General features: G+C 59.1%; 22 protein-coding genes. 12 read left to right on the top strand and 10 right to left on the bottom strand.

The window, feature by feature from the left end; translation table 11 throughout:
* Positions 1-137 precede the first annotated feature (137 nt).
* Positions 138-1262: a GNAT family N-acetyltransferase gene (locus D109_RS0124250; protein ID WP_017479160.1), complete on the top strand. Its 1125-nt coding sequence runs from the start codon at positions 138-140 to the stop codon at positions 1260-1262.
* 11 nt (positions 1263-1273) lie between these two features.
* On the opposite strand, the gene aqpZ is transcribed toward D109_RS0124250, so the two are convergent.
* The 5 genes from aqpZ to D109_RS0124225 form a co-directional block, all read right to left on the bottom strand.
* The gene (aqpZ, locus tag D109_RS0124245) at positions 1274-1972 is read right to left on the bottom strand and encodes an aquaporin Z (RefSeq protein WP_017479159.1); all 699 of its coding nucleotides are present in this window, start codon (positions 1970-1972) and stop codon (positions 1274-1276) included.
* A 179-nt stretch (positions 1973-2151) separates the two neighbouring features.
* Positions 2152-3984 carry an ABC transporter ATP-binding protein gene (locus D109_RS0124240; protein WP_017479158.1) on the bottom strand — a complete coding sequence of 611 codons (1833 nt, stop codon included), beginning with the start codon at positions 3982-3984 and terminating at the stop codon, positions 2152-2154.
* Between the two features lie 83 nt (positions 3985-4067).
* Positions 4068-4631: a peptidylprolyl isomerase A gene (locus D109_RS0124235; protein WP_017479157.1), complete on the bottom strand. Its 564-nt coding sequence runs from the start codon at positions 4629-4631 to the stop codon at positions 4068-4070.
* A gap of 3 nt (positions 4632-4634) precedes the next feature.
* Entirely contained in the window at positions 4635-5438 is an 804-nt protein-coding gene (locus D109_RS0124230) for an alpha/beta fold hydrolase (protein WP_017479156.1), read from the bottom strand.
* 13 nt (positions 5439-5451) lie between these two features.
* Complete coding sequence (locus tag D109_RS0124225) at positions 5452-6375, bottom strand: LysR family transcriptional regulator (RefSeq protein WP_003210710.1); 924 nt, start codon at positions 6373-6375, stop codon at positions 5452-5454.
* Between the two features lie 49 nt (positions 6376-6424).
* On the opposite strand from D109_RS0124225, the gene D109_RS0124220 reads away from it, so the two are divergent.
* The 5 genes from D109_RS0124220 to D109_RS0124200 all read left to right on the top strand — a co-directional run bounded on the left by D109_RS0124220 (position 6425) and on the right by D109_RS0124200 (position 10042).
* Complete coding sequence (locus tag D109_RS0124220) at positions 6425-6739, top strand: hypothetical protein (RefSeq protein WP_026078195.1); 315 nt, start codon at positions 6425-6427, stop codon at positions 6737-6739.
* Positions 6740-6890: 151 nt separating this feature from the next.
* Positions 6891-7490, top strand: a complete 600-nt coding sequence (locus tag D109_RS0124215; RefSeq protein ID WP_017479154.1) for an FMN-dependent NADH-azoreductase — start codon at positions 6891-6893, stop codon at positions 7488-7490.
* 203 nt (positions 7491-7693) lie between these two features.
* A complete protein-coding gene (locus D109_RS0124210; RefSeq protein WP_017479153.1) occupies positions 7694-8563 on the top strand; it encodes a carboxylate/amino acid/amine transporter in 870 nt (289 codons plus the stop codon).
* 142 nt (positions 8564-8705) lie between these two features.
* The gene (locus tag D109_RS0124205; protein WP_017479152.1) at positions 8706-9677 is read left to right on the top strand and encodes a hypothetical protein; all 972 of its coding nucleotides are present in this window, start codon (positions 8706-8708) and stop codon (positions 9675-9677) included.
* A 2-nt stretch (positions 9678-9679) separates the two neighbouring features.
* The gene (locus tag D109_RS0124200; protein WP_017479151.1) at positions 9680-10042 is read left to right on the top strand and encodes a hypothetical protein; all 363 of its coding nucleotides are present in this window, start codon (positions 9680-9682) and stop codon (positions 10040-10042) included.
* Positions 10043-10089: 47 nt separating this feature from the next.
* Here D109_RS0124200 and D109_RS0124195 read toward each other — a convergent pair whose 3' ends face one another.
* On the bottom strand, positions 10090-11388 hold the full coding sequence (locus D109_RS0124195) for a mechanosensitive ion channel family protein (RefSeq protein ID WP_017479150.1): 1299 nt from the start codon (positions 11386-11388) through the stop codon (positions 10090-10092).
* 193 nt (positions 11389-11581) lie between these two features.
* Between D109_RS0124195 and D109_RS0124190 the strand changes: the two genes are divergently transcribed.
* Complete coding sequence (locus D109_RS0124190) at positions 11582-12928, top strand: DEAD/DEAH box helicase (RefSeq protein WP_026078194.1); 1347 nt, start codon at positions 11582-11584, stop codon at positions 12926-12928.
* A gap of 45 nt (positions 12929-12973) precedes the next feature.
* Here D109_RS0124190 and D109_RS0124185 read toward each other — a convergent pair whose 3' ends face one another.
* On the bottom strand, positions 12974-13249 hold the full coding sequence (locus tag D109_RS0124185) for a hypothetical protein (RefSeq protein ID WP_017479148.1): 276 nt from the start codon (positions 13247-13249) through the stop codon (positions 12974-12976).
* Between the two features lie 154 nt (positions 13250-13403).
* Between D109_RS0124185 and D109_RS0124180 the strand changes: the two genes are divergently transcribed.
* The 3 genes from D109_RS0124180 (at position 13404) to D109_RS0124170 (ending at position 16484) form a co-directional block, all read left to right on the top strand.
* Complete coding sequence (locus tag D109_RS0124180; protein WP_017479147.1) at positions 13404-13793, top strand: hypothetical protein; 390 nt, start codon at positions 13404-13406, stop codon at positions 13791-13793.
* Between the two features lie 141 nt (positions 13794-13934).
* Positions 13935-15650, top strand: coding sequence for a copper resistance system multicopper oxidase (locus D109_RS0124175; protein WP_017479146.1), 1716 nt, complete (start codon positions 13935-13937; stop codon positions 15648-15650).
* A 9-nt stretch (positions 15651-15659) separates the two neighbouring features.
* Positions 15660-16484 (top strand): copper resistance protein B, encoded by an 825-nt coding sequence (locus D109_RS0124170; protein ID WP_017479145.1) that lies wholly within the window; start codon positions 15660-15662, stop codon positions 16482-16484.
* Between the two features lie 98 nt (positions 16485-16582).
* Here the strand turns inward: D109_RS0124170 and D109_RS0124165 are convergent, their stop codons facing one another.
* The 3 genes from D109_RS0124165 to D109_RS0124155 form a co-directional block, all read right to left on the bottom strand.
* Entirely contained in the window at positions 16583-17443 is an 861-nt protein-coding gene (locus D109_RS0124165) for a DUF6279 family lipoprotein (RefSeq protein ID WP_017479144.1), read from the bottom strand.
* Positions 17444-17509: 66 nt separating this feature from the next.
* A complete protein-coding gene (locus tag D109_RS0124160) occupies positions 17510-18235 on the bottom strand; it encodes a TorF family putative porin (RefSeq protein WP_017479143.1) in 726 nt (241 codons plus the stop codon).
* Between the two features lie 208 nt (positions 18236-18443).
* Complete coding sequence (locus D109_RS0124155; RefSeq protein ID WP_003210722.1) at positions 18444-18623, bottom strand: hypothetical protein; 180 nt, start codon at positions 18621-18623, stop codon at positions 18444-18446.
* Positions 18624-18947: 324 nt separating this feature from the next.
* Here D109_RS0124155 and D109_RS0124150 point away from each other — a divergent pair, with 324 nt between their 5' ends.
* Both D109_RS0124150 and D109_RS0124145 read left to right on the top strand, forming a co-directional pair.
* Positions 18948-19784, top strand: coding sequence for a S1 RNA-binding domain-containing protein (locus tag D109_RS0124150; RefSeq protein ID WP_017479141.1), 837 nt, complete (start codon positions 18948-18950; stop codon positions 19782-19784).
* A 54-nt stretch (positions 19785-19838) separates the two neighbouring features.
* The gene (locus D109_RS0124145) at positions 19839-20246 is read left to right on the top strand and encodes a DUF2177 family protein (RefSeq protein ID WP_017479140.1); all 408 of its coding nucleotides are present in this window, start codon (positions 19839-19841) and stop codon (positions 20244-20246) included.

Here is a 20246-nt window from a genome sequence, read left to right as displayed (position 1 = left end):
GCGTCGAGTCTTGTAAGCGCGAGCTTGCTCGCAAAGAACCAGAGATCACCGCGTTCTGTCAGAATGCTCGCGTTATCGTTAACGACCATCGCGAGCAAGCTCGCTCCTACACAAAGCCGTGACCGTCGGGGAATGGGATGCCGTTACAACGTTTGAATAACCTGTCCGAGATTGCGCCCGATGAATGGAATGGGTTGGTCCCCGCTGATCAGCCGTTTCTGCGCCATGCGTTCCTCAGTGCCCTGGAAGACAGCGCCAGCATCGGCCCGCACTCCGGGTGGCAGCCGGAGCATTTGCTGCACTATGAAGGTGGCCGGCTGATTGCCGCGTTGCCCAGCTATCGCAAATGGCATTCCTACGGCGAATACGTGTTCGACCACGGCTGGGCCGACGCCTGCGAGCGGGCGGGCATCGACTATTACCCGAAATTGCTCACGGCCGTGCCCTTCAGCCCGGTCAGCGGCCCGCGCCTGTTGGCCGCCCGTGCCGAGGACGGTTTCGAACTACTTAAAAGCCTGCCCGGTTACCTGGAAATCGAAGGCCTTTCCAGTGCCCATATCAACTTTACCGACGCCCTGGCCGACACTGCCCTGGCCCAGCAGCCGGGTTGGCTGCAACGCCTGGGCTGCCAGTTTCATTGGCAGAACCGCGGTTACCGCGACTTCCAGGATTTCCTCGACGCCCTGAGTTCGCGCAAGCGTAAACAGATGCGCAAGGAGCGTGAGCAGGTGGCGGGGCAGGGGATTGAGTTCGAATGGTTGCAAGGCCATGAGTTGAGCGAGGCGCAGTGGGATTTTGTCTATGCCTGTTACGCCAATACCTACGCCATCCGCCGACAATCGCCGTACCTGACCCGGAATTTTTTCAGCCTGCTGGCCGAGCGCATGCCCGAGGCGATTCGCGTGGTGCTGGCCAAGCAAGGCTCACGGCCGGTGGCCATGGCCTTCAGTCTGATCGGTGGCGACAGCTTTTATGGGCGTTACTGGGGCTGCCTGGCGGAGTTCGACCGACTGCATTTCGAGACGTGTTTCTATCAAGGTATGGACTACGCGATTGCCCATGGCCTGCAGCGTTTCGACGCCGGTGCCCAGGGCGAGCACAAGTTGATTCGCGGGTTTGAGCCGGTGATCACGCATTCCTGGCATTACCTGCGACATCCGGGTTTGAAGACCGCGGTGGCGGATTTCCTGGAGCGCGAAAGCGTGGGGGTCCTGGCGTATGCCGAGGAGGCGAGGGCAGCCCTGCCTTACCGGCAGGGCTGAACCCGTTTGACTCAGGCGGGTTTTTCCGCGCACAGCCATCGATAGGTAATGCCGCCGATCACTGCACCGAGGATCGGCGCCAGCCAGAACATCCACAACTGCTGGAGCGCCCAACCGCCGACAATCAGCGCCGGGCCGGTACTGCGAGCCGGGTTGACCGAGGTGTTGGTGACCGGGATCGAGATCAGGTGGATCAGCGTCAACGCGAGGCCGATGGCGATCGGCGCGAAACCCGCCGGCACGCGGCGGTCGGTGGCGCCGAGGATGATCAGCACGAACATCGCCGTCATCACCAGCTCACAGACAAAGCCTGCCGCCATTGAATAACCACCGGGTGAATGCTCGCCGTAGCCGTTGCTCGCCAGGCCCGAGGCCAGTTCGAACCCTGGCTTGCCGCTGGCTATGAAGTACAACAACGCAGCGGCGACGATGCCGCCGATGACCTGGGAGATGATGTACGCCGGTAACTCCCTGGCCGGAAATCTTCCGCCCACTACCAGCCCCACTGACACCGCCGGGTTTAGGTGGCAACCGCTGATGTGCCCGATGGCAAATGCCATGGTCAGTACCGTGAGCCCGAACGCCAGGGCCACACCGAGCACGCCGATCCCGACAGGCGACGATGCGGCCAGTACCGCACTGCCGCAGCCACCCAACACCAGCCAAAACGTACCCAGTCCTTCCGTAACGGAACGCTTGAACAGTGACATGAACACATCCTTAGTAGATTGCTCTATCTGATTAACGGGTCTGTGACGCTTCCCTGCCGCCTTAAATCAGGGCCCTCCTGGGGCCTGATTGGAGTACAGCAGGATTGTGTCGCAAGACCAGTGAGATGGAGAAAACTGTCAGAATTGTTCGGAATTGAGGGTGCAGTTAACCAACGGAATCAGTCTATTCCGACGAACCCGCCGGTCTGGTGTTGCCACAGTCGGGCATACAAACCGCCGTGTGCGAGCAATTCGGCATGGCTGCCGCTTTCGGCAATCTGGCCTTTTTCCAGCACCACCAGCCTGTCCATTCTGGCAATGGTAGAAAGCCGATGGGCGATGGCGATTACCGTCTTGCCCTGCATCAGGGTTTCCAGGCTTTCCTGGATCGCCGCTTCCACTTCCGAATCCAGTGCCGAGGTGGCTTCGTCCATGATCAGGATCGGCGCGTCCTTGAGCAGCACCCGCGCGATGGCGATCCGCTGGCGTTGCCCGCCGGAGAGTTTGACCCCGCGTTCACCGACGTGGGCGTCCAGGCCGGTGCGGCCCTCGGCGTCCGACAGCAACGGGATGAACTCGTCGGCGCGGGCCTTGTGCACCGCGGCCCAAAGCTCTTCGTCGGTGGCGTCCGGCTTGCCATACAGCAGGTTGTCGCGGATCGAACGGTGCAGCAGCGAGGTGTCCTGGGTGATCATGCCGATCTGTTCGCGCAGGGTTTCCTGGGCGACGTCGGCGATGTTCTGGCCGTCGATCAGGATGCGTCCGCCTTGCAGGTCGTACAAGCGCAGCAGCAGGTTGACCAGGGTGGATTTACCCGCGCCGGACGGACCGATCAGGCCGATTTTTTCACCCGGTTTAATGTCCAGGTTCAAGCCGCTGATGATTCCGCTCTTCTTGCCGTAGTGGAAGTCCACCTGATCGAACCGCACCTCGCCATGGGGCACTTCCAGGCGCGGGGCATTCTCGCGGTCGGTCACTGCCAGCGGTTGGGCGATGGTTTTCAGGCCGTCCTGGACCATGCCGATGTTTTCGAAAATGCCGTTGACTACCCACATGATCCAGCCGGACATGTTGACGATCCGAATCACCAGGCCGGTGGCCAGGGCAATGGCGCCCACCGAAATCAGGGATTGGGTCCACAGCCACAGGGCCAGCCCGGTGGTGAAGACAATCAGCAGGCCGTTCATGGTGGTGATCACGATGTCCATGCTGGTCACGACGCGGCTGGCCAGCTGGGTTTTCTCGGTTTGCTCGGCGATGGCTTCCTTGGCGTAGTTCTGCTCGTAATTCGTATGAGCGAACAGCTTCAAGGTGGTGATGTTGGTGTAGCCGTCGACAATGCGCCCCATCAGTTTGGAGCGTGCCTCGGAGGAGATGACCGAGCGTTCCTTGACCCGTGGCACGAAGTACCGCAAGGCCAGGCTGTAGGCAATGATCCAGGTAATCAGCGGGATCATCAGGCGCCAGTCGGCTTCGGCGAACAGCACCAGGGCGCTGATGGCGTAGATCGCCACATGCCAGATCGCGTCCACGGCGGCCACCGCAGAGTCGCGCAGGGAGTTGCCGGTTTGCATGATGCGCTGGGCAATGCGCCCGGCGAAGTCGTTTTGGAAGAAGTTCAGGCTCTGTTTGAGCACGTAGCTGTGGTTCTGCCAGCGGATCAGGCTGGTCATGCCGGGGCTGATGGTCTGGTGCACCAGCAGGTCATGCAGGGCGCCGAAGACCGGGCGCAGCAGCAGGGCGACCACGGCCATCCAGATCAGCTCATTGGCGTGGATCTGGAAGAAGTTGGCGGGCGGCGTGCCCTGGGCCAGGTCGATGATGCGGCTCAGGTAGCTGAACAGCGCCACTTCGATCAGCGCGCCGATCAGGCCCACCACCAGCAAGGCGGCAAAGCACGGCCATACCTGGCGCAGGTAATAGATGTAGAACGGCAGGACTTTATCGGGAGGTGCCGCGCTGGGAGCGTCGCGGAAGATGTCGATCAGTTGTTCAAAACGACGATAGAGCATTAGGTATGACGCCCGCGCGGCGGGCTCTCCTGTTCAAATGCGCGCGGTGCCTTGCGGGCACCGCGCGAAACTCCCTGTAGCCTTCAGTCGATGCGCTTGGCCGACTTGATCAGGACAGGATCGATTGGCACGTTCTGCATGCCCTGTTTGGTGGTGGTTTGCGAGTTGACGATGATGTCGACCACGTCCATGCCCTTGACCACTTTGGCGAACACCGCGTAACCGGCATCACGGCCAGGGTCGAGGAAGGCATTGTCCGCAACGTTGATGAAGAATTGGCTGGTGGCGGAGTTCGGGTCGTTGGTACGTGCCATCGACAGGGTGCCACGCACGTTATGCAGGCCGTTGCTGGCTTCGTTCTTGATCGGTGCGTCGGTCGGCTTTTGCGACATTTGCGACGTGAACCCACCGCCCTGCACCATGAAACCCGGGATTACCCGGTGAAAAATGGTGTTGGTGTAGAAGCCTTTGTCGACATAGGCCAGGAAATTCTTGGTACTGATCGGGGCCTTGACCGGATCCAGTTCGATTTCAATGTCGCCATTGGTGGTGGTGATCAAGACGTGAGGGGGCTTGGCGGGTTCGGCCGCCATCAGGTTGGCAGCGAACAGTACGGAACCGGCAAAGAAGGCGATTTTTTTCAGCATGGGTCAGTGATCCTGGGTTGTGGTTTCGACTGTCTTGAGAAAATCGAGCAGGGTGTTATTGAAGTGTTCGGGTTGGTCCAGCGGCGTGGCATGGCGGGAATCCTCGATCACCACCAGTCGCGCATCGGGCAGCAGTTTTACATAGATTTCTTTCTGCGCCACGGGGGTGTAGTCGTGGTCGGCGCTGATGACCAGGGTTGGACAGGAGATTTTCGAAAGTTGTTCCTGTACGCCCCAGCCAACAATCGCATCGAAGCTGGCGAGGTAAGCACGTTTGTCGTTTTTTGCCCAGCGCTCAGCCATCTTGCGCCGCAGTTCGGCCTGTTCGGGCTTGGGAAACAGCATAGTGCCCAGGGCTTTGCCGATGGTGCTCAGGCTGAGGATGCGTGCCAGGCTCCAGCGCTTGGCCCACTGCCAATAATCGCTGGCCGTGCGAACCTTGACCTGGGGCGCACTGTTGACGATGCACAGGCTCTTGAGCATTTGTGGCTCATCCACCGCCAGTTGAAAGGCAATCATGCCGCCCATGGACAAGCCGACCACGTGGGCCGGGGGCAACTGCAGGTGTTCGATCAAGGCCACCAGGTCGGCGGTGAAGCCGGCGATGCTGTAGCGCTCCCGGGGTTTGTCGGAGCGTCCGTGACCGCGCACATCCACCACGATCAACCAGTAGTGTTGTGACAGTACCGGCACTTGCAGCTCCCAATCCAGGCAACTGGAGCCCAGGCCGTGGATCAGGATCAGCGGCGCGCCATGGCCATATTCCTCGTAATGCAGGGTGCAACCTTCATGATCGAAATAGGCCATGGGAACTCCTTGTTCAGGCTTGCTGCGGTGCGGCGAACGGCGCGTCCAGTGGGGCAGTGTCGAAGGTGCGCAGCAATTCGACAAGAATCTGCGTGGCCGGGCCCAGGGGTTTGTCCTTGTTCGAGTAAAGATAGAAGGTCGGGTTGCGGCTGCCACCTCGTTCCAGGGGGAGTAGCTTGAGCAGGCCTTCCTTGAGTTCGCGTTCAATCAGGTGTCGGGGCAACCAGGCAAAGCCCAGGCCGCTGCTGACAAAGGTCGCGGCGGTGGGCAGGCTGCCGACGGTCCAGCGCTGCTCGGCGCCGAGCCAGCCAACGTCCCGTGGCTGCTGGCGGCCAGAGTCGCGGATCACCACCTGCATGTGGCTTTCCAGGTCCTGGAAGCTCAGTTCGCGGTGCAATTGGTGCAGCGGGTGTTCGGGGTGGGCCACGGCGACAAATTCGACGTCGCTCATTTCCGTACCGAGGTAACCCGGAATGATGAACCCGCTGATGGCGAGGTCGGCCATGCCGTCCATCAACAGCTCTTCGACACCGGACAACACCTCCTCGCGCAGGCGTACCCGACAGCCACGGCTTTGCGGCATAAAGGCGGTGAGGGCGCGCACCAGGCGGGCGTTGGGGTAGGCCGCGTCGACCACCAGCCGCACCTCGGCCTCCCAGCCTTGTTCCATATGGTGGGCCAGGTCTTCAAGCTGGCTGGCGTTTTTCACCAGTTGCCGGGAGCGGCGCAGCAGCACCTCACCCGCTTCGGTGAGCACCGCCTTGCGCCCGTCGATGCGCAGCAGCGGCACGCCGAGTTGGTCCTGCATGCGGGCCACGGTGTAGCTCACCGAGGATTGCGAGCGGTGCAGCGCTTCGGCCGCCTGGGCGAAGCCGCCATGGTCCACCACGGCTTGCAGGGTGCGCCATTGATCAAGGGTAACGCGGGGCGCTTTCAAGATGAGCTCCTCTTGTCCTAAGCTGGCGGTCCTTATTGGAGACTGCCGAATGAGAAAATTCTGTTGTGTGCTGCTGGCGCTGCTGCCGTTGAGTGCGTTTGCATTCAGTACCGATGTGACGAAAGACATTCAGGGCGTGAAGATCGATTACAGCGCGTCGGACGTCGACAGCAACATCAGTTCGATCCAACTCACCAACTACGGCCCCAATGACGCGGAGTGCAAGGTACGCTTTACCAATGGTCCGGAAGCGCCGCGTACCCGCAAGGTCACGGTCGCGGCAGGGAAAACCACCAACACCACGGTCAATTTCAGCCGTGCCATTATCAAGATGCGTATCCAGCTGACCTGCGCACCGAAATAAGGCAAAAGCGGAGGACGCCTACAGCAATACTCCGCTTATAAACAAATTTATAGATGGGTTATAGCAGTTTTTTACGCTTTTTAATCGAACGGGCTCTGATTAACCTTCACTCCATCGCCTTACAGCATTCACCGATGGAGCTTACATAATCATGGCCCGTGTTCTGATCATCGAAAGCAGCGCCCGTCAGCAGGACTCAATCTCCCGCCAACTGACCCAACAATTCATCAGCCAATGGAAAGTCGCTCACCCGGCTGATCAGATCACCGTGCGTGACCTTGCCATCAACCCGGTGCCGCACCTGGACGCCCACCTGCTGGGTGGCTGGATGAAACCTGCCGAGCAGCGCAGCACGCTCGAACAGGCTTCCCTGGATCGCTCCAATGAACTGACTGATGAGCTGCTGGCCGCTGATGTATTGGTGATGGCCGCACCGATGTACAACTTCGCGATTCCCAGCACCCTAAAGGCTTGGCTGGACCATGTGCTGCGTGCCGGTGTGACCTTCAAGTACACCGCCACCGGCCCCCAGGGCCTGCTGACCGACAAGCGCGCCTTTGTGCTGACCGCCCGCGGCGGCATTCATGCCGGCGGTAGCACCGATCACCAGGAACCGTACCTGCGTCAGGTCATGGGCTTTATCGGCATCCACGACGTCACCTTCATTCATGCCGAAGGGGTGAACCTGGGCGGCGACTTCCAGGAAAAAGGCGTGAACCAGGCCAAGGCACTGCTTGCCCAAGTGGCGTGAGATGTTAATCGTCAGATAATCGCCCGCTGTTTAGATAGATCCACGCAACCCTTCAAGTACGCGTATCGAACCTCCCTTTGCACTTTTTGCTCCTGAGTGCTCCCGCCCGACTGACGCTTTTAGCGAGGTCGGGTTTTTTTTGCCTTGAGTTTCGCAAGTGTCCGAAAACCGCTAATGTCGCGCCCATTCAAAATGAGGCGAGCATGGGCTATTTACTTGTTGTGACGCTGATCCAGGCGTTTTCCTTCAGCTTGATCGGCGAATACCTGGCCGGTCACGTCGACAGTTATTTCGCGGTGCTGGTGCGCGTGCTGTTGGCCGGGCTGGTGTTTATCCCGCTGACCCGCTGGCGCTCGGTAGAACCGGCGTTCATGCGCGGCATGCTGTTGATCGGCGCGCTGCAGTTTGGCGTGACTTACGTGTGCCTGTACTTGAGCTTCCGTGTGCTGACGGTGCCGGAGGTGTTGCTGTTCACCATCCTGACGCCGTTGCACGTGACCCTGATCGAAGACGCGTTGAACCGCCGCTTCAATCCCTGGGCGCTGGTGGCCGCATTGGTCGCGGTGAGCGGGGCGGCGGTGATCCGCTTCGACCAGATCACCCCGAACTTCTTTGTGGGCTTCCTGCTGCTGCAACTGGCCAACTTCACCTATGCCGCCGGGCAGGTGCTTTATAAACACCTGGTGGCCCGTCATCCGAGTGATCTGCCGCACTACCGGCGCTTTGGTTACTTCTACCTCGGCGCGTTGGCGGTGGCGTTGCCGGCGTTCCTGATGTTCGGCAAGGCCAACTTCCTGCCGGAAGCGCCGTTGCAATGGGGCGTGCTGGTATTCCTGGGCTTGGTCAGCACGGCACTGGGCATGTACTGGTGGAACAAGGGCGCGTGCCTGGTCAATGGCGGCACATTGGCGGTGATGAACAACCTGCATGTGCCGGTGGGATTGTTGCTGAACTTGCTGATCTGGAATCAACACGAGCCGCTCGGCAGGCTGTTCCTGGGGGGCTCGGTGATCCTGGCGGCGGTGTGGATCAGTCGGTTGGGCCTGCGGTCGTCGGGCCGTTTGGCACGTTAACTCGAGGTGTTTTTGTAGGCTCTGATTACCTGCCGAGTAGGTGATTTCCCAAATGTGATTTCCGCCTTCCCAGGCTTGTGTCCCGGGCGTACTCGCCTGCTTATATTCCGACGCCATATTCATTACATCAGGGATGTAATTTATGGCGCAGGGATACATCAATGATCGCACTACGGACTACCTCAGTTTGAAATCCCGGCTGCTGACCGGGTCCAGCCGGCAGCTCTCCGATCAATTCGACGCGCTGAATCTGCACTTGCGCCAGGACCGCCTGGTGACGCCGGGGCAGATGGTGATCATTCCAGACGACTACGGTGTGGCGTGTACCGCCGACGATGCGTGGTTGATGCGCCATGCCCAAGAGATTCGCCGCAATCTGGAACTGGACGCATCGGCGGGGGCGGCGGTGATCAATAACTATGACTTGTTGCAAAGTTTGCTGGGGTACAGCTCGATTGGCATCGGCAGTGCGGCGTCTGCCTGGGGGCGGCATTTGGATGAGGTCAAGCACACACTGGAGGAGATTGAACGGTTGCATCAGCAACTGAAGAGCGGTGCTGTGAACAAGGAGGCGTTTATCCAGCAGCGCCAGCTGTTATTCCGGCGTTTGGATATTCAACTGCAAGGTGCGGCGCGGTTGGGTACCAGCCTGCAAACGAATAAGTCACTGAAGAAAGTGTTAGGGATTTCCACCAAGAGCTATTTGCACAAGAGTGAAATCGTTGGTTATGCGCAGCGGATTCGCAGTATTGCTGAAACGTCGAAATTTTTGGGCAAGGGGACTTATATAGGTTTAGCGTTGGATGTTGGCGTGACGGGGTTAGAGATTAAAGAAGCGTGCATGCAAGGGCGGGAAGCGCAGTGCACTCGGGCGAAGTATGTGGAGGGGGGGAAGTTGGTGGGTGGTGTGGTGGGAGCAGCGCGAGGCGGAATTGCTGGCGCTGAGGCTGCGCGGCGTGTTTGCAGCTTGGTCCTGGGAGTGGTTCTGAAGGGCGCTGGAAAGCTTGCTTGCGGGATAGTGGGCGGAGCGGCTGGAGGTTATGCGGGAGGTAGCCTTCTAGGGGCAGGTGGAGAAGAGGTAGGCGATCTTATGTATGAATCAGTAGGGCAATAATCATGTCCCTGGGTATTGCCTTCGTAATTGTTCTGTTCATTGAGGCCTTAGTCATGTTGGGCGCAGACCTGTTTGTCAAATACAAAAAACTGGATGAGCTGGAAAGCTATTTTAGTGAAAACGATGCCATTCAGCGCAACAAGCGTTTCTGGCGAAAAAATCGACTGATCGATAAAACTATGCGTTTGAGCGTGATTATTGGTTTTCTGATGCAACCTCAAGCTCATATTAAAGCTGGGAAGGTTACTGCGAAGGAGCTGGCGTCAGTTCCTTTGGCCCTAAGGCGTTGGGCAACCTGGCCGTTTTACTTCGGGATCGCTTGGCTCCTGGCTTGCTGCATGGGGCTTGTTTGGCAAAAATGGTGACGCCCGTGGCGAGGGTTCGACCCTCTCGCCACGGCATGCCGACCTAGTCAACCATGACGTTGCTCAGCCTCCGGCAAATGACTGGCCCCCAGCACCGCCGGCAACATCCCCGCCCGCAAGTCACCGCCGCTCGGCTGCTGGTACAGGCTCAAGCCAAATTCCGGCAGCACCGCCAGCAGGTAATCGAAGATATCGCCCTGGATCCGCTCGTAGTCGGCCCATGCGGTGGTGCGGGTGAAGCAGTAGATCTCCAGCGGAATGCCCTGGGCCGTGGTCTGCATCTGCCGCACCATGCAGGTCATGTTCGGCTGGATCTCCGGATGGCTTTTCAAATAGGCCAAGGCATACGCGCGGAACGTGCCGATATTGGTCATGCGCCGACGGTTGGCGGACATCGCGGCGACATTCCCCTGGGCTTCGTTCCAGGCCTTGAGTTCGGCCTTCTTGCGGCTCATGTAGTCGGTCAGCAGGTGTACCTGGGAAAGCCTCAGCTCTTCGTCGTCGCGGATGAAACGCACGCCGCTGGCATCGATGTACAGGCTGCGCTTGATTCGCCGGCCACCGGAAGCCTGCATGCCGCGCCAGTTCTTGAACGACTCGGACATCAAGCGCCAGGTGGGAATCGAGACGATGGTCTTGTCGAAGTTCTGCACCTTCACGGTGTGCAGGGTGATGTCCACCACGTCACCGTCCGCGCCGACCTGGGGCATTTCGATCCAGTCGCCGACCCGCAGCATGTCGTTGCTGGTCAACTGCACGCTGGCGACGAACGACAGCAGGGTGTCCTTGTAGACCAACAGGATCACCGCCGACATCGCACCCAAACCGGAAAGCAGCAACAGCGGCGAGCGGTCGATCAAGGTGGCGACGATGATGATGGCGCCAAACACGAACAGCACCATCTTCGCCAACTGCACGTAGCCCTTGATCGAGCGGGTGCGGGCGTGTTCGGTGCGGGCGTAGATATCCAGCAGGGCGTTGAGCAGTGCACTGATCGCAAGCACCATGAACAGGATGGTGAACGCCAGGGCGACATTGCCGATGAACAGAGTGGCGGTCTTGCTCAGGTTCGGCACCAGGTACAGGCCGAACTGGATTACCAGTGACGGTGTCATCTGTGCCAGGCGATGGAAGACTTTGTTGTGCCGCAGGTCGTTGAGCCAGTGCAGCGCGGGTTGCCGGCCCAGCAGCTTGACGGCGTGCAGGATGAGGTAGCGAGCCACTCGTCCGAGCAGCAATGCCACCACCAGCAACACCACCAGGGCGAGGCTGGAATGCAGCAGCGGGTGTTCGTCGAGGGTGCCCCAAAGGTCTTTGACGTTGAGCCAGAGCTGTTTGATATCCATGGGTAAACGCGATTCTTCTGTAAGACGTGACGGGCCGATTAGAGCATTTAAGTACGTCAAAGTTGTGGTTGTGGACAAATCCCCTGACAAAAAAGCGGCTGATTAACGCAGTTCGCGTAAAGAAACTCGGCCTGAGCGCCCGAAACCGTTACCCTATGCAGCTGTTTTTTTGTATTTCTTCGAGGTAGCACCCGTGTTTTCCCAATTCGCCCTGCACGAACGCCTGCTCAAAGCCGTGGCCGAGCTTAAATTTGTCGAGCCTACGCCTGTGCAAGCAGCGGCCATCCCGCTCGCGCTCGAAGGGCGTGACCTGCGGGTGACGGCTCAAACCGGGAGTGGCAAGACCGCCGCTTTCGTCCTGCCGATTCTTAACCGTCTGATCGGCCCGGCAAAAGTCCGCGTCAGCATCAAGACCCTGATCCTGCTGCCGACCCGCGAACTGGCCCAGCAGACCTTGAAGGAAGTGGAGCGCTTCTCGCAGTTCACCTTCATCAAGTCCGGCCTGATCACCGGCGGTGAAGACTTCAAGGTCCAGGCCGCCATGCTGCGCAAGGTGCCGGACATCCTGATCGGCACCCCGGGCCGGATGATCGAACAACTGAACGCCGGCAACCTGGACCTCAAGGAAGTTGAAGTCCTGGTGCTCGACGAAGCCGACCGCATGCTCGACATGGGCTTTGCCGACGACGTGCAGCGCCTGGTGCAAGAGTGCGTGAACCGCCAGCAGACCATGCTGTTCTCGGCCACCACCGGTGGTTCGACCTTGCGCGACATGGTCGCCAAGGTCCTGAACAACCCTGAGCACTTGCAGGTCAACAACGTCAGCGACCTGAACTCGACCACCCGTCAGCAGATCATCACCGCTGACCACAACGTGCACAAAGAGCAGATCCTCAACTGGTTGCTGGCCAACGAGACCTATCAGAAGGCCATCGTGTTCACCAACACCCGGGCCATGGCCGACCGCATCTACGGTCGCCTGGTGGCTCAGGAGTACAAGGCGTTCGTCCTGCACGGTGAAAAAGACCAGAAGGACCGCAAGCTGGCCATTGACCGCCTCAAGCAAGGCGGCGTGAAGATCCTGGTCGCCACCGACGTTGCGGCCCGCGGCCTGGACGTGGACGGCCTGGACATGGTGATCAACTTTGATATGCCCCGCAGCGGCGACGAATACGTACACCGTATCGGCCGTACCGGGCGTGCCGGTAACGATGGCCTGGCGATCTCGTTGATCTGCCATGGCGACTGGAACCTGATGTCGAGCATCGAGCGCTACTTGAAGCAGTCGTTCGAGCGCCGCACCATCAAGGAAGTCAAAGGCACCTACGGCGGGCCGAAGAAGGTCAAGGCATCGGGCAAGGCCGTTGGCGTGAAGAAGAAAAAGGTCGACGCCAAGGGCGACAAGAAGAAGGCCGGCGCCAAGTCGCCGACCAAGCGCAAGATTGCCAACCGTCCAAAGACCGACAACCTGTCGTTTGTCAGCAAGGACGGCATGGCGCCTCTGAAGCGCCGCAAGCCGGAAGCACCGGCTGCCGAATAAGGCTTGAACCACAAAAAAACCGGACAATGTCCGGTTTTTTTTGCCTCAGTTTTTGGCTTTTGCAGCGGCCTCGTCTATTTCCTTGAGGCGCTGGTCGATCAGTTGGCACTTGTCGGGCAGGTCTGCGCTGGCGGTTTCCAGCTTCATGTTCTGCAGCTCGTCGTTGATCTCTTTGGCCTTCTGCGGGTTCTGTTGGGTGAGCTTGGTCACCTCCTTGGCCAGTTGCTCACGTTTGGCGGTGGCTTCTTCCAGCGTGCAGGCCCAGGCGGGCAGGGCGGCGAGCAGCGTGGCCGCGACGGCCATATTCAGCAGGGTTTTCATGATTCGGACCTCCAGGGCGATGATGTTCGGTTGAGGGTTCCGAACGCTTAAAAGTTCAGCGAAATCGCGCTTGTCCGCTAGGCTGAACGGACGATGGGTCCGGCATGTCACACCTTTGAAGGGCCTATTTCGTGTGCCTTCAGGAGGAATCAGGATGACGACTTACGATTGGGATTTGATCGAACGATTGCTGCATGAAGTACAGAACGGTGGCGCCAGCTTCGCCCCGCGCAAATATGCCGAAGAGGAAGCGACTAAAAGGACTGCCGCCGGAGAGTCCATCGGTAATCTCGATGAGTTTAAAAAGCTCGCAGCGGATTACGAGGGGTTGTTGTTCACGCGCGGCTTTATTGAGTCGCGATCAGAGAAAGAGTGCGGCAATGGTGAGAATTTCAAATTAACGCTGCGCGGCTCACAGTTGCTGAGCCTGATCGACAGCAGCATCCCCGGCGAAAGTCACCCGCGGCAGGTGCTGGACGAGCAGGTGGATGCGCTGGATCCGGCGACGTTCGATGAAGTGGCTTCGAAAGCACAGATTGCCTGAGCCCCATCGCGCCTCATCTTCTTCGCCCGGCACCTGTATCCGGTGCCGGGCGAAACTGACCAATCGGTAATGTGACGCTAAGCCTGCTGACAGCTGCAGGCTTATAACCTGCTGCCATTCAATTGATGGGACTGAATCGGCATGCACTCCAATACTTCCAGGCGAACTTTCGTCAAAGGCTTGGCTGCCGGCGGCCTGCTGGGTGGGTTCGGGCTCTGGCGACCGCCGGTCTGGGCGCTGCCCGGCCCGGGGCAGCCCACCGTCCTGGCGGGGACTGAATTTGATCTGTCTATCGGCCAAACCCCGGTCAACTTCACCGGCAAGGCGCGTACGGCGCTGACGGTCAACGGCAGCTTGCCCGGCCCGCTATTGCGCTGGCGCGAAGGCGACACCGTGACGCTGCGGGTAAAGAACCGCCTGGCGGAGCCCACGTCGATCCATTGGCACGGCATCATCCTGCCCGCCAACATGGATGGCGTACCCGGCTTGAGTTTCAAGGGCATCGAGCCGGGTGGGATGTATGTCTACCAGTTCACGGTCAACCAGCATGGCACCTATTGGTACCACAGCCATTCCAGTCTTCAGGAGCAGCAGGGTGTATACGGGCCGCTGGTGATTGATCCCAAGGAACCCGAACCCTTCAGCTATGAGCGTGACTACGTGGTGATGCTGACAGACTGGACGGATGAAGACCCCGTTTCGCTGATGAAGACCCTGAAGAAACAGTCCGATTACTACAATTACCACAAACCCACCGTGGGTGATTTCATCCAGGATGTCGGCAAGAAGGGCTGGTCGGCCACCGTCGCTGACCGCGCGATGTGGGCCGAAATGAAGATGAACCCTACCGACCTTGCGGACGTCAGTGGCGCAACCTACACCTACCTGATCAATGGCCAGACCCCGGACGTGAACTGGACGGGGCTCTTTCGGCCTGGCGAAAAGATCCGCCTGCGTTTCATCAATGGCTCGGCCATGACCTACTTTGACGTACGCATTCCCGGTCTGAAGCTGACCGTGGTGGCGGCCGATGGGCAGCCGGTAACGCCGGTAACGCCGGTGAGTGTCGACGAGTTCCGAATTGCCGTGGCCGAAACCTATGACGTGATCGTCGAGCCCACGCAGGCCGTGCACACGCTGTTCGCCGAGTCGATGGACCGAACCGGCTACGCCCGAGGCACCCTCAGCAGTCACGCCGCCCTGGTGGCGCCTGTTCCGCCCGTTGATCCCCGCCCCTGGCTGACCATGGACGATATGGGGATGGGCGGCATGGACCACGGCGCCATGGGAGATATGGCCGGCATGGATCATGGCGCAATGGCGGGGATGTCGATGCAAAACCATCCCGCCAGCGAAATGAATAACCCGCTGGTGGACATGCAGGCGATGAGTCCTGCTCCGAAGCTCGACGACCCTGGCATCGGCTTGAGAAATAACGGGCGCCGGGTGCTGAGCTATGCCGACCTGCGAAGCACCTTTGACGACCCCGATGGCCGTGAGCCCGGCCGCACGATTGAGTTGCACCTCACCGGGCATATGGAAAAGTTCGCCTGGTCGTTCGATGGCGTGAAGTTCTCTGACGCCGAGCCGCTCAGGCTGACCTATGGCGAGCGGGTTCGGGTGGTGTTGGTCAACGACACGATGATGGCTCATCCGATTCACCTGCATGGCATGTGGAGTGATCTGGAAGACGAAAATGGCCACTTCAAAGTCCGTAAACACACCATCGATATGCCGCCTGGCAGCCGGCGCAGCTATCGGGTGACCGCCGATGCACTGGGGCGTTGGGCTTATCACTGCCACCTGCTGTACCACATGGAAATGGGCATGTTCCGTGAAGTCCGCGTGCACGAGTGAGGAGCGACCATGAACCGTATTGTGTTGATGTTGGCAACGACAATCGTCGGTCCTGTTGCGCTGGCGGCCGGGCAGATGGATCACAGTCAGATGCAAGGGATGAGCCCGGCTGTCACGACCTCAAGTCGCACGCCGATTCCCGCGTTGACCGACGCTGACCGCGCGGCGGTCTATGACGCTCCCGATGGGCACAGGGTTCATGACAGCCAGATCAACTCGCTGTTTGTGATCAACCAGTTGGAGTGGCAGGGCGCGGACGACGGTCGCGCGGTGAGCTGGGATGCCAAAGGGTGGGTGGGCGGCGACATTGACCGCTTGTGGTTGCGTACTGAGGGCGAGCGGGCCAAGGGCAGGACCGAGAAGGCAGAGGTCCAGGCGTTGTGGGGGCACGCCATCAGTCCCTGGTGGGATCTGGTGGGCGGTGTGCGCCAGGATTTCAAACCCGGCGACAGTGAAAGCTGGGCCGCTTTCGGGCTGCAGGGCATGGCCCTTTACAACTTTGAAGCCGAGGCAACCTTGTTTGTCGGCGAGGCCGGCCAGACTGCGGCGCGCCTTGAGGGTGACTACGACATTCTGCTGACCAATCGGCTGGTGCTCCAGCCGACGGCCGAGATCAATTTCTACGGCAAGAACGACCCGCAGCGTCAGATCGGTTCCGGTCTTTCTGAAAGCGAAATAGGCCTGCGGCTTCGCTATGAAATCCGCCGCGAGTTTGCGCCTTACGTTGGCGTCACCTGGAATCGTTCCTACGGCCAAACGGCCAAATACGTACGTGAGGAGGGCGATGACCGCAGCGAATGGCGCTGGGTGATGGGTGTACGCCTTTGGTTTTGACTGTTGCTGATTCAACCTGCTGAAACGAGCCGCTTCAAGCGGTCCGGAGCCTTACATGTCTGTGCTGAAATAGGCACCGTGAGTCCGAGGCTTGCGGGTTAGGCACTTTTCAGGCACTTGAGCGCCTGGAAATCGCTGCGCACCTTGTCGATCTTCTGCGTCAGCTTCTGGCGTTGTTGCACGGTGCTCTGCGACATCAGGTCGACGATCAGGCGGCGAGCGGCGGTTTCGGTCTGGGCGTAGGCCAGGCGGTATTCCGGGGTCCACAGGCTTTCGCGGTCCACCAATAGTTGTTCGATCTTGTGGGGGAAGTCGCTGCTGTGGCGGTCTTTGACTGCTGCGATAAACAGCGCCTGCCAGTGAGCGCGGTTACCGATCCACTGCTGGTTCTGCTCACCCAAGGCGATCGACCAGGCGGTGACGCGATTCTGCTGGTTGGCGCTTAACGGCCCGAGCCATGCATCGAGGCGTTTGTTCATGCGCTCGGCGCGCTCCTTGATCTGCTGCTCGAGGGGCGGTTTCAGGTACTCGTCCTGACGCTTACGCAGGTCCTTGGCAAATGCTTGCTCCATAGCCTGTACTTGCTGGTCGTCCAGCCCCTGCAATAGCTCGACGGCAGACGGCGTGATCGCCCGGGCGCTTTCGGCAATGGCTTGCTTGGCCTCGGTAGTCCGGGTTTGCAGTGCGGCGTCGGTCACCTGGTTGTTGTCGACCATCTGTTGCAGGCGGTCGAGCCAGTCCAGGTAGCCCGGCAATTGAGTGGTGCAATGCCAGGCCAGGTGTTCCTTGAGTTTGTCGTTGAACCAGCTCTTCTGCCCGGCATTCATGTCCAGGTAGTCGCTGAGGGTCCAGGGGATGATCACATCCAGATTGCGATAGGCCAGCCCTACCCGGTTGCAGCCGGCGAGCACCAGGCTGAGGGTCAGCAACATCACCAGAAATTTTAACCGACGCAGCATGAGCGAGTCCTTGCGCAGACGAGAGTATTGCATCTGAACCCGTCAGTGCAGCGACAGTTCAGCCCATCAATAAAACGCCCGCTCTGCTTTCAGGGTCAATAGTCCGTCGCATTGCGAGTTATGTCCGGAGTAGGCCGAGCAATCGCCGCCGCTGAGGCTTGAGTCGCTATAGATCAGGTTCAGGTCGACGCCCATCCACGGTCGGGAGAATTGCACTGACCAATCGCTGAAGTTGCGAATGGAGCTGCCATCGGCGACCGAGACCGGAGTGCCCAACTGGTGGGTGGTGTACTTCATGCTGACGCCGATGCCGAAAGGCTTGGTGCCGCCGAGGTCGGCAAACACGGTGCTGTCCTGGCGGTCCGGGTCGTTGCTGAAGGAGGCGCCGAAGCGGTTGCCCAGCACAGTCAGGCCGCCGTAGAACTCTTGGCTGTCGAGGGGGCTCAGCTTGGGATAGCTGTAATGAATCATCCCCAGCTCGTAGCCCAGGGTCTGGTCAAAAGGGCGCTTGAAGCCCAAGTAGGAATCGACCTCGAGATTGCTGGTAGGGGAAATCCCCATGCTCGGTGAGAATTGGCCGAGGTACAGGCCGCTGCCGTGGCTCAGGTCCAGGCCGCCGTGGAACGAGTCGCTCCCGGGCGCAGTGGGCTTTACCAGGCCTTGAGCCATGCTTCGGCTAGGGGTTGTGCCCAATTTCAGGTCGAAATCACCCAGTTCACGCTGGAAAACCTGCGCTTCGGCAAGGGGGCTGGCCAACAGGGCACCGGCCAGGAAAATGCAGGATTTGAGCATGCTTCACTCCATGAAAAGCGAGGAGCAGTAACGGGAAATATCAGGCAAATGCCCGATCTAGACGTGTGCAAGCATACCGACGATGGTCCGCAGATGAAGCCCGTTCGTCGATTGGTGTAAAAGAGGGGTGGATCAGAGGGTGTTGCGGGCTCTAGTCCTAGCGCCTTGAAAGGCAAAGCGCTTAGGGACCAGGTGTGATGCGCAAGTATTACTTTTTACCCAGGGTGATCTGCTTGGACGGGCCGAAAGTCTGGCCGCTTACGCCTTTGGCAATCTGCTGGATTTCGCCGCCCTGCTTGAGGAATGCAGCGATTTGGCTGTTGATCGATTCGCTGGTTTCAACGGCGGGAGCTGGCTTTGCTTTGCTGTTGGATGCTTTTACGCGCATGGCGGCCACTAACCTGTAGAAAATTAACTTGGCCATGCATCGTACATGAAATGCTTGACAATTGCTTGGCAAATATCCTCCTGAAATATACGGCGGATTTATGAATTGTCTGCAATGAATGATTGAAATAGTCACCTAACTCGCTGTTTTAAATCGAAACCCAGGAAGAAAACATGCCCGGGGCGCCGGCAGAATTCAGGCTGATGATCTGACGAGCGGGGCGTTGCCCGGCAAACCCATGATTTTTCAGGGCTGTACGCCGCTACACGGGACCGCCGCCGTCAACTCGGGTAGAATGCCGCCCACGCAATGAGGGTATTGGAAATGGCTTTAGTCGGGCGCTACAACAGCTTGCAAGTGGTTAAACACACTAACTTTGGTTTGTACCTGGATGGTGATCAAGAGGGCGAAATCCTCTTGCCCAACCGTTATATCCCCAAAGATATTCCCAGTGAAGATGAAGACTGGCTCAACGTTTTTATTTATCTGGACAGCGATGACAAACTTATCGCAACCACCGAAAAACCAAAAGTACAGGTGGGTGAATTTGCCAGTCTGAAAGTGGTTGAAGTCAACAGCATCGGTGTCTTCCTCGATTGGGGCCTGCCCAAGGATTTGCTGCTGCCTTACTCCGAAGAAAAGCGCCAGCTGACTGCCGGTGAGTATTGCGTGGTGCACGTCTACCTCGACAAACACACCAAGCGCATCACCGCCACTGCGCGCCTTGACCGCTACCTGGACAAGACCCCGGCCACCTACAAGGTCGGCCAGGAAGTTGACTTGCTAGTGGCCGAAGCCACCGACATGGGCTTCAAGGCCATTATCAACAACAAGCACTGGGGCCTGATCCACAAGAACGAAGTGTTCAAGTTCCTGCGCCCGGGCAAGGAAGAGAAAGGCTTCATCAAGGAAATCCGCGCTGACGGCAATATCAGCCTGAGCCTGCAGCCGGTGGGTGAAGAGGCAGCGTCCAGCCTGAACTCGAAGATCCTCGCCAAGTTGCGTGACAACAACGGCACCTTGCCGGTCAGCGATAAAAGCGATCCGGCAGTGATCAGCAGTTTGTTCGGTGTCAGCAAAGGCAACTTCAAGAAGGCCATCGGTGCCCTCTACAAACAGGGTCACATCGTGATCCACGCGGATCGCATTGAACTAAGCTGATTCCGGTTTGCTCTTTTGTAGGAGCACGTTCGCTCCTACAAAAGGCCCGCCAGGATGTCCAGGAAAACACTCTTCGCCTACCTCGGCACCTTGCTTGCTTTTCTGATCCTCGACGGTCTTTGGCTCGGCGTCCTGATGGGGCCGACCTACAAAGCGCTGCTCGGCCCACTGATGCTCGACCAGCCGCGCCTGTTCCCGGCCGTGGCGTTCTATGTCCTCTACGTATTCGGTTGTGTGGTGTTTGTCGTCCTTCCGGCTTTGGCGAGCGGCGGCTGGCAACGTGCCGCGCGGCTGGGTGCGTTGCTGGGGCTGGTGGCTTATGGCACTTATGACCTGAGCAATTGGGCGACCTTGCAGGGCTGGTCCGCCGGGTTGGCCGTCATGGACATTGCGTGGGGTACCTTCCTCAGTGCCGTTTGCTGCACCGTGGGCTATCAATGTGCACGCAGGGTGCACAATTGA

This window comes from Pseudomonas sp. PAMC 26793, from assembly GCF_000313235.1.
GTDB classification, from domain to species: domain Bacteria; phylum Pseudomonadota; class Gammaproteobacteria; order Pseudomonadales; family Pseudomonadaceae; genus Aquipseudomonas; species Aquipseudomonas yamanorum.
The sequence above is the reverse complement of the archived record's forward strand: the minus strand, read 5'-3'. Positions and strand labels throughout refer to the sequence as shown.